Below are 9001 nucleotides of genomic sequence, written 5' to 3'. Positions count from 1 at the left end.
GGACGATGATCGTCTCCACCCGGACCGGCTCGTTCTTGCCGGGCGCGATGACCCCGCGGACTCTCTGCATGGTGGTTCTCCTCGATGTGAAGGATGGTGAACGGACGTCAGGACAGGTGCAGGCGGATCGGGATCGACGCCCAGGACCGCAGGGTGTTGTTGAGGTGGCGGCGCGGGGGCGCGGTCGGCTCGATGCGGGTGACGCGGGCGGCGAGCGCGGTGAGCAGCGCCTCGGCCTCAAGGCGGGCGACGTGCTGGCCGACGCACTGGTGCAGGCCCATCCCGAAGCCGACGTGCGCGGACGGGTCGCGGGACAGGTCGAACGCGTCGGGGTCGCTCCAGCGGCGGGGGTCGCGGTTGGCCGCGCCGAGGAACATGAGGATCTTGCGGCCCGCCGGGATGACGGCGCCGCCGATCCGCACGTCGCGGGTCGCGGTGCGGAAGAACGTCTGCACGGGCGACTCCCAGCGGACCGCCTCGTCGAACGCGACCCGGGCCAGGCCGGGGTCGGCGCGCAGGGCGTCCCACTGCTCGGGGTGCGTGGCGAACGCGTGCAGGACCGCGCCGAGGCCGTGCACCGTCGTGTCGACGCCCGCGGTGAGCAGGGAGCGGACGATCAGGGGCGCCTGGGCGTGGGTGATGTCGCCGTGGTCGGCTGCCTCCCAGATCCGGGCGCCGAAGCCGTCGGGGGCGAGCATGTCGCGGGCGCACTGGGCGGCGACCCACGCCGAAAGCTCCGCGACCCGCGCCTCCCCCTTGGCGACGAGCGCGTTGTGCGGGCCGAACGCGTTGAACGCGTGGTCGCCGTACGGCAGCAGGTTCTCCCGGCCTTCCTCGCGCAGCCCCACGGCGTCGGGGAAGACGCGGAGCGGGAACGCCTGGGCCAGCGCCGTCACCGCGTCGCAGGCGGGCTCGGCCAGCACCTCCTCGACGAGAGCGGCCGCGGCGGCGAACCAGTGCTCGCGCAGCCGACGCAGCGCCCGCGGGTTCAGGATCTTCGACAGGACGGCGCGGGGCGCGTCGTGGCCGGGCGGGTCGGCCTCCAGAAGGAGGCTCGGCGGACGCCACGGCTCCTCCTCGCGGAAGTTCGCCAGCCCGACGCCGGCGCCGGACTCGAAGGACTGCCAGTCGGTCAGGGCAGCATGGACCTGCTCGTAGCGGGCCATTCCATACACGTCGTAGCGGGTCAGGCGGACGACGGGGCCCGCCTCGCGGAGCTCCTGCTGGAGCGGCAGTGGGTCCTCGAGGTCGGCGGCGGAGAACGGGTCGGCGTCCACTTCCGGGACGTGCGGGAGCTCGGTGATCGACATCGAATGGTCCTTCGGGGTCAGAGATCGAGGACGAGGCGGGCGCTCGCGGCCCGCGAGACGCAGACGAGCATGCAGTCGCCCGCGGCCCGGTCGGCGTCGTCGAGGAGGGAGTCGCGGTGGTCGGGCACACCGTCGAGGACCGTCGTCTCGCAGGTGCCGCACAGGCCCTGCCTGCACGACGACAGCACGTTCACCCCCGCCGCGCCGAGCGCGTCGAGGAGCGTCTGCCCGCGCTGGACGGTGAGGCCGCGGCCGGTCCTGCGCAGTTCGACGTGGAACGCGTCGTCCGCGGCGGCGGCGCGTTCGGAGGCGACGAACCGCTCCGTGCGGAGCCTGCCCGGCGGCAGGGCGGCGCAACGGGCGGCGACGGCGTCGAGCAGCCCGGCGGGGCCGCAGCAGTAGACCTTCGCGTCCTCGGGCAGCCCGCTCAGCGCGGCGTCGAGATCGAGCGGGCCGCTCTCGTCCTGCGGGACCGCGTGGACCTTGTCCCCGTGGACCGCGAGTTCGTCGAGGAAGGCCATGGACGTGCGGGTCCTGCCGCCGTAGTGCAGCGTCCACGGGACGTCCTGGAGTTCGGCCTGCACGATCATGGGCAGCAGCGGCGTGATCCCGATGCCGCCCGCGACGAACAGGTACCGGCCGGCCGGGGCCAGCCGGAAGTTGTTGCGCGGCCCGCCGATGCCCACCCGATCGCCCTCGGCGAGCTCGTCGTGGACGTAGGCGGAGCCGCCGCGCCCTGCGGGCTCGCGCAGCACGCCGATCCGGTAGGCGTGCGCGTCCCAGCGGTCGCCGCACAGCGAGTACTGCCGGGTCGTGCCGCCCGGCAGCACGAGATCCACATGGGCGCCCGGCGACCAGTCCGGGAGCCTGCCTCCATCGGGACGCCGCAGGGTCAGCGCCACGACGCCGTCGGCGACGCGCCTTTTGGCGGTCACCTGGAGATCGAGCGCCGCCGACGCGGACGCGACAGGTTCCCTCACCATAGCCATGGATGCTCCTCGTACCGGGGTGGATTACGAGGATCGGTCCGCCGTGCTTCGCAAGCCAGCGATTACCCATTCAATGGAATGATTTTCGCGTCGCCCACCTAGGCGGGCCTGGTCAGCGCGCGGCCGAGCGCCAGGCCCGCGAGCTGGAGCGGCCGGTGCAGCGCCCAGGCCGCGCCGTCGTTGGGCACGACCAGCCCGAGCGCCGCCACGACCTGCCCGTCCCGCCGCACCTCGACGGCGAGGCCCGTGGCCTCCGGCCGGATGTGCCCCTGGCAGAACGCGAAGCCGCGGTGGCGGATCTCGGCGAGCTCGGCGCGCAGCCTGCGCCCGTCGGAGATCGTCTGGGCGGTGAACGCCGGCAGCGGCCCCGCGATGACCGCCTCCTGGAGGGCCGCCGGCGCGTGCGCCAGCAGGATCAGCCCCGACGAGGACGCGTGCAGCGGCAACCGCCCGCCCACCTGGGTGATGTTGACGACGGCGTCCGGCGCGGAGAGCCGCTCCACGAACAGCGCCTCCCTGCCGTCGAGGACCGCGAGCTGGGTCGAGTGCCCGACCACCGCCTGGAGATCGCCCATGTACTGCAGCGCCGTCTCGCGCAGCTTCGACATGGGCGACGCCCGCTCGGCCAGCTCCCACATCCGGTTCCCGATCCGCACCCGCCGGTCCACGCCCCGCGCGAGCAGCCCGTGCTCCGTCATCTCCTTCACCAGCCGCGCCGCGGTCGCCTGCGGCAGCGACGCCCGCCGCCCGATCTCGCTCACGCTCAGCACCGTCTCCTCGGGCCCGAACGCCTCAAGGATCCGCACCACCCGCGTGAGCAGGGACTCTCCACTCGCCGACCGAGCCACCCGACTCCCCTCCCCGGTTCAACGCAGCGAGCCTACCCATTGAATGGAATCGCGCTGGCCCGTCGGTGTGACCTGGCTCATCCTGGTCCGGCGCGCCTCGACGCGGTGCCCGTAAATCGTCGGAGGGGCTGGCTACGCTGGCGTCGCCGCTTCGGGGCGGCCGGCTTTCGCGGTCGTCGGGCGGCTCCGGTCCGTTCGCCCCACGTCCGTCCGCCCCGCGTCCGTCCGTCCCACCTGAGGAGACCGCCGTGACCGCCGAGTACACCTTCGATGTCTTCTGCAGCCTCGACGGCTTCGGCTCCTTCGACGGCGGTGACTGGGGCGGCTACTGGGGCAAGCAGGGGCCGGAGTTCCTCGACCACCGCCTCGCCGCCGTCAGCGGCGAGCAGCGGATGGTCCTGGGCGCGGGCACCTACCGGGAGTTCGTGGAGCTGCTCGGGCCGATCGACGTGGCCGACCTCGACCCCATCAACGCGCGGATGGTGAGCCTGCCGACCACGGTCGTCTCGACGACGCTCACCGGCCCGCTCGACTGGCCGGACGCGACGCTCGTGCGCGGCGACGCCGTCGACGTGGTGGCCCGCCTCAAGGAGGAGTCGCCGGTCCCGCTGCGCTCGCACGGCAGCCTCTCGATGAACCGCGCCCTGATGGCCGCGGGCCTCGTGGACCGGGTCCAGGTGACCATCTTCCCCGTCATCACCGGCCGAACCGGCACCGACCCCGTCTTCCGCGACGCCGCCGACTTCGACCTGGAACTGCTGGAGTCCCGCACCTTCGACGGCCGCATCCAGGAACTCACCTACCGCCCCGCCCTCCACCCATGACCCCGCCCTGGCCCGCCCGGCTCACGGACACGCGGGTCCAGGCGGATCGTCCTGTCCCGGTGCCCGCGCGAGCCGACGCGCGGTCGGGGCCGGAGCGGGGTCCGACGGGTGGGGCCGGTCAGGGCTGGGAGAAGGCGGAGTCGAAGGACGCGGCGGGGGGTTCGATGCGGGTGAGGGAGCGGATGAAGGCGAGGGCGTCGGGCGCGCCTTGGAGGCGATCCATGCCGGCGTCCTCCCATTCGATGGAGATGGGGCCGGTGTAGCCGATGTGGTTGAGGGCGCGGAAGGCGTCCTCCCAGGGGACGTCTCCGTGGCCGGTGGAGACGAAGTCCCAGCCTCGGCGCGGGTCGCCCCAAGGGAGGTGGGAGCCCAGGCGGCCGTTGCGGCCGTTGCCGGTGCGGCGCCGCGTGTCCTTGCAGTCGACGTGGTAGATCCGGTCGGCGAAGTCGAGGAGGAAGCCGACGGGATCGAGGTCCTGCCAGACGAAGTGGCTCGGATCCCAGTTGAGGCCGAAGGCGGGGCGGCGCTCGACGGCTTCGAGGGCCTTGACGGTCGTCCAGTAGTCGTAGGCGATCTCGCTGGGGTGCACCTCGTGGGCGAAGCGGACGCCTTCGGCGTCGAACACGTCGAGGATCGGGTTCCAGCGTTCGGCGAAGTCGGCGTAGCCGCGCTCGATCACGGTGTCGGGCACGGGCGGGAACATCGCGACGGTGTGCCAGATCGACGAGCCGGTGAACCCCACGACGGTGTCGACGCCGAGCAGCGCGGCGGCCCGCGCGGTGTCGGCGATCTCGGCGGCGGCCCTCCGGCGGACGCCCTCGGCCTCGCCGTCGCCCCAGATCCGGGCGGGCACGATGGCCTGGTGCCGCTCGTCGATGGGATGGTCGCAGACGGCCTGCCCGACGAGGTGGTTGGAGATCGTCCACACGTTCAGCCCGTACCGGTCGAGGATCGCCCGGCGGCCCTTGACGTAGCCGGGGTCGGCGAGCGCGCGGTCCACTTCGAAGTGGTCGCCCCAGCAGGCGATCTCCAGCCCGTCGTAGCCCCACCCGGACGCGAGGCGGCAGACCTCTTCGAAGGGCAGGTCGGCCCACTGGCCGGTGAACAGCGTGACGGGTCGGGGCATGACGGGTCTCCTCGCGAAGATGCGGGGACGTGTGCGTCGACCACGTCACGGTGGGTGCTCCGGGCGCGATGGGCGTGCCACCGCCCGCGTCCGGAACACCGGCATTGTCACCCGACGGGCGCCGCCGGGTCAACGGTGCTCGCCTGGATCGACTGGTCGATCATGTCGGGCGCGAGGACGTGCTCGACGACCATCGCGGCGGCCCCGATGACGCCGGCGCTGTCGCCGAGGCGGCTCGCCCGGATCGTCAGGTGCTGGGTGGCCAGGGGCAGCGAGCGGCTGTAGATGGCCTCGCGCACTCCGGCGAGCACGTGCTCGCCCGCGTCGGCGATGTCGCCGCCGATGACGATGACGGACGGGTTGAAGAAGTTCACGATCGCGGCCATGACCCCGCCGACCTCGCGTCCGGCCTGCCGGATGAGCCGGGCCGCGCGGGTGTCGCCGGCGCGCAGCAGCGCGACGACGTCGCGGCTGCCCTCGGCCGGCACGCCCTGCGCGCGCAGTTCCGCCGCCATCGACGCGCCGCTCGCGACGGCCTCCAGGCAGCCGACGTTCCCGCACCGGCAGACCGCGTCGCTGGCCGCGACGACCTGGATGTGCCCGACGTCGCCCGCCGCGCCCTGCGCGCCGCGGTGCAGCCGCCGTCCGGAGATGATGCCGCAGCCGATGCCGGTGCCGATCTTGATGAAGATGAGGTGGTCGGTGACCTGGCCGACGGTCCGGTGCTCGCCGAGCGCCATGATGTTCACGTCGTTGTCGACGAGGACGGGCGCGCCGATCCGCTCTCCCAGCCATTCGGGGACGGGGAAGCCGTCCCAGCCGGGCATGATCGGCGGGTTGGCGGGCCTTCCGGTGGCGTGGTCGACGGGTCCGGGCAGGCCGACGCCGACGCCGCAGACGTGGGCGAGGTCGCGGCCGAGCCCGGCGAGCAGCGTCTCGAACTCGGCGACGACCCGGCCGAGGGTGTCGCGAGGCCCCCGGTCCACGTGCAGTTCGACGGCCCGCTCGGCCAGGACCGACATGCCGAGGTCCAGCACGGCGAGGCGCGCGTGGGTCGCGCCGAGGTCGGCGCTGAGCACGACCCGGACCGACTCGTTGAAGACGAACGCCGCGGCGGGCCTGCCTCCGGAGGAGATCGCGTCCCCGGTCTCCACGACCCAGCCGTCGTGCATCAGCGCGTCGAGCCGCTGCGTCACCGTCGAGCGGGCGAGCCCGGTGTGCTGGGCGAGTTCGGCGCGGGTGCGGGCCCTGCCGTCGCGGAGGATCGCGAGCAGCGCCCCCGCTCCGGCGATCTGCGGATCCTGTGGCATGGCGGCCATCTTATCGCGGCCAGCCTCGGACTTTCGTTGACAAGAATCATAAGTGCTCTCTATCGTCCCGAAACATGGAGGACATAAGCAGTCCGATCCTCGTAATGACGGGCATCGTCAAGCAGTTCCCGGGTGTCCGCGCCCTCGACGGCGTCGATCTCGCGGTGCTCCCGGGCGAAGTCCACTGCCTGCTCGGCCAGAACGGCGCGGGCAAGTCCACGCTCATCAAGACCCTCGCCGGGGCCCACCAGCCCGACGATGGCACGATCCGCCTCGCCGGCGCGCAAGTGCGCCTCCCCACGCCCGTGGCCGCGCTCCGGCGCGGCATCGCGACCCTCTATCAGGAACTCGACCTGGTGGACGGGCTGAGCGTCGCCGACAACGTCTTCCTCGGCCACGAGAAGGCAAGGCTCGGGTTCGTGCGCTCCGGCGACGCCCGCCGCGCGGCCGCCGCGCTCCTGGCGCGGCTCGGCCACGGCGAGATCTCCCCCGCCGCCGAGGTCGGGACGCTGTCCCCGGCGGGCAAGCAGGTCGTCTCGATGGCCCGCGCGCTCTCCCACGACGCCCGCGTCATCGTCATGGACGAGCCTTCGGCGGCCCTCGCCCACGACGAGGTCGCCAATCTCTTCCGCATCATCGGGGAGCTGACCGCGCAGGGCGTCGCCGTCGTCTACATCTCGCACCGACTGGCCGAGATCCGCGAGATCGGCGACCGCGTCACCGTTCTCAAGGACGGCAGGACCGTCGCGTCCGGCCTGCCCGCCGCCACGACGCCGACCCGCGAGATCGTCGCTCTGATGACGGGCCGCGACATGGCCGAGGTCTTCCCCGCGAGGCCCGCCGTCGGCGCGCACGACGACCGCCCCGAGGTCCTGCGGGTCGAGGGGCTGACGGTGCCCGGCGTGGTGTCCGACGTGTCGTTCACCGTCCGGGCCGGGGAGATCGTCGGCCTCGCCGGGCTCGTCGGCTCGGGCAGGTCGGAGATCCTGGAAGCCGTCTACGGCGCCCGGCCCAGCACGGGGAAGGTGCTGCTCGACGGAACGCCGGTGCGCGGCATCGGCGCGGCGGTCGCCCGCGGCATCGGCCTCGCCCCCGAGGAGCGCAAGGCCCAGGCCCTGCTCCTGGACGAGAGCGTCACCCGCAACATCACGCTGAGCGGGCTCGCGCGCTACTCCCACTTCGGCTGGCTCGACCGGCGGCGCGAGCGGGTCGAGGCGCTCGCCCAGATCGACGCGCTCGGCCTGCGCCCCGCCGACCCGGACCGCCCGATCCGCACTCTCTCGGGCGGCAACCAGCAGAAGGCGGTCCTCGCCCGCTGGCTCCTGGACCGCCGCAGCCTCCTGCTGCTGGACGAGCCGACCCGCGGCGTCGACGTCGGTGCGCGGGCCGACCTCTACGCCGTCATCCGCGCCCTCGCCGACGACGGGATCGGCGTCCTGCTCGTCTCCAGCGAACTCCCCGAGGTCCTCGGCCTCGCCGACCGCGTCGTCGTCTTGCGCGAGGGCCGCGCCGTGCGCACCGCCCCCGCCGCCGACCTCGACGAACACCGCGTCCTCGACATGATCATGGAAGGAAGCGCGCTGTGAAGGGCTCCCCCACCCTCGCGGCCCCCAAGGCCCCCGCCGCCCCGCTCGCGGGCCTGCGGGCCGGCCGCCGCCACCTCGGCCTGCTCGCGGCGCTCGCGCTGCTCGCCCTCGTCGGGCTGCTCACCCGGCCCGACTCCTTCGCCACCTCGTCGAACCTCGTGAGCATCCTCGCGCTGGCCGCGACGATCGGCGTCATCACCGTCGGGATGACGTTCGTCATCATCGGCGGCGGCATCGACCTGTCGGTCGGCGCGGTGATGGCGCTCGCGTCGGTGTGGGCGACGACCCTGGCCACCCAGTCGTACGGGCCGTGGGTCATGGCCCTCTGCGCGGTCCTCGTCGGGACCGGCGCGGGGGCCGTCAGCGGGCTGCTCATCTCCTACGGGCGAATGGTCCCGTTCATCGCCACGCTCGCGATGATGGTCGCCGCGAGCGGGCTCGCGCAGCGGCTGTCGGACCGCAGGACCCAGCTCGTCAAGCCCGAGAACGACGCGATCGTGGCGCTGTCCACCGAACGGATCCTCGGCCTGCCGATCCTCGTGTACGTGTTCGCCGCCGTCGTCGCCGCGGGCTGGGTGCTGCTCAACCGCACCACGTTCGGCCGCCGCACCTTCGCCGTCGGCGGCAACCCCGAGGCGGCCCGGCTCGCCGGGATCGACGTGCGGCGGCACACGCTGGCGCTCTACGCGCTGTCCGGCTTCTGCTGCGGCGTCGCCGCGATCCTCATCATGGCCCGCACCACGACGGGCTCGTCCACCCACGGCAACCTCTACGAACTCGACGCGATCGCCGCGGTCATCATCGGCGGCACCCTGCTCACCGGGGGCCGCGGCACCATCATCGGCTCGATCCTCGGGCTGCTGATCTTCACCGTCATCACGAATCTCTTCATTCTCAACGGGCTCAACACCAGCGACCAGCTCATCGCCAAGGGCCTGATCATCGTCGTCGCGGTGCTGCTCCAGCGCCGCAGCCTGCCCGGTTCCACCTGATTCCCTCCCCACTGAT

Annotated in this window: 8 protein-coding genes; 3 read left to right on the top strand and 5 right to left on the bottom strand. The window is 73.0% G+C overall.

Translation table 11 applies throughout. The features are described from left to right. Nucleotides 1-107: 107 nt before the first annotated feature. The 3 genes from ACYVOM_RS06890 to ACYVOM_RS06880 form a co-directional block, all read right to left on the bottom strand. Entirely contained in the window at nucleotides 108-1310 is a 1203-nt protein-coding gene (locus ACYVOM_RS06890) for a cytochrome P450 (RefSeq protein ID WP_460302390.1), read from the bottom strand. A 17-nt stretch (nucleotides 1311-1327) separates the two neighbouring features. Continuing rightward, nucleotides 1328-2299, bottom strand: a complete 972-nt coding sequence (locus ACYVOM_RS06885; protein ID WP_460302389.1) for a PDR/VanB family oxidoreductase — start codon at nucleotides 2297-2299, stop codon at nucleotides 1328-1330. A gap of 98 nt (nucleotides 2300-2397) precedes the next feature. After that, the gene (locus ACYVOM_RS06880; RefSeq protein ID WP_460302388.1) at nucleotides 2398-3147 is read right to left on the bottom strand and encodes an IclR family transcriptional regulator; all 750 of its coding nucleotides are present in this window, start codon (nucleotides 3145-3147) and stop codon (nucleotides 2398-2400) included. 248 nt (nucleotides 3148-3395) lie between these two features. Here ACYVOM_RS06880 and ACYVOM_RS06875 point away from each other — a divergent pair, with 248 nt between their 5' ends. Then, nucleotides 3396-3971 (top strand): dihydrofolate reductase family protein, encoded by a 576-nt coding sequence (locus ACYVOM_RS06875; protein WP_460302387.1) that lies wholly within the window; start codon nucleotides 3396-3398, stop codon nucleotides 3969-3971. Nucleotides 3972-4089: 118 nt separating this feature from the next. On the opposite strand, the gene ACYVOM_RS06870 is transcribed toward ACYVOM_RS06875, so the two are convergent. Continuing rightward, a complete protein-coding gene (locus tag ACYVOM_RS06870) occupies nucleotides 4090-5097 on the bottom strand; it encodes a sugar phosphate isomerase/epimerase family protein (protein ID WP_460302386.1) in 1008 nt (335 codons plus the stop codon). 107 nt (nucleotides 5098-5204) lie between these two features. Further along, nucleotides 5205-6407 carry an ROK family transcriptional regulator gene (locus ACYVOM_RS06865; protein WP_460302385.1) on the bottom strand — a complete coding sequence of 401 codons (1203 nt, stop codon included), beginning with the start codon at nucleotides 6405-6407 and terminating at the stop codon, nucleotides 5205-5207. A 104-nt stretch (nucleotides 6408-6511) separates the two neighbouring features. Between ACYVOM_RS06865 and ACYVOM_RS06860 the strand changes: the two genes are divergently transcribed. Both ACYVOM_RS06860 and ACYVOM_RS06855 read left to right on the top strand, forming a co-directional pair. Continuing rightward, on the top strand, nucleotides 6512-7993 hold the full coding sequence (locus ACYVOM_RS06860) for a sugar ABC transporter ATP-binding protein (RefSeq protein WP_460302384.1): 1482 nt from the start codon (nucleotides 6512-6514) through the stop codon (nucleotides 7991-7993). Beyond that, nucleotides 7990-8985: an ABC transporter permease gene (locus tag ACYVOM_RS06855; RefSeq protein ID WP_460302383.1), complete on the top strand. Its 996-nt coding sequence runs from the start codon at nucleotides 7990-7992 to the stop codon at nucleotides 8983-8985. The genes ACYVOM_RS06860 and ACYVOM_RS06855 overlap by 4 nt, the downstream gene beginning before the upstream one ends. Nucleotides 8986-9001: the final 16 nt, after the last annotated feature.

Source organism: Actinocorallia aurea, assembly GCF_054783995.1.
Note: the sequence above shows the minus strand (reverse complement) of the source record. Positions and strands in the feature narration are given on the sequence as shown.

Excerpts from the sequence above, each read along its gene's own strand:
- ACYVOM_RS06890 (WP_460302390.1), bottom strand. The coding sequence starts at position 1,310 with ATGTCGATCACCGAGCTCCCGCACGTCCCGGAAGTGGACGCCGACCCG.
- ACYVOM_RS06885 (WP_460302389.1), bottom strand. The coding sequence starts at position 2,299 with ATGGCTATGGTGAGGGAACCTGTCGCGTCCGCGTCGGCGGCGCTCGAT.
- ACYVOM_RS06870 (WP_460302386.1), bottom strand. The coding sequence starts at position 5,097 with ATGCCCCGACCCGTCACGCTGTTCACCGGCCAGTGGGCCGACCTGCCC.
- ACYVOM_RS06865 (WP_460302385.1), bottom strand. The coding sequence starts at position 6,407 with ATGCCACAGGATCCGCAGATCGCCGGAGCGGGGGCGCTGCTCGCGATC.
- ACYVOM_RS06860 (WP_460302384.1), top strand. The coding sequence starts at position 6,512 with ATGACGGGCATCGTCAAGCAGTTCCCGGGTGTCCGCGCCCTCGACGGC.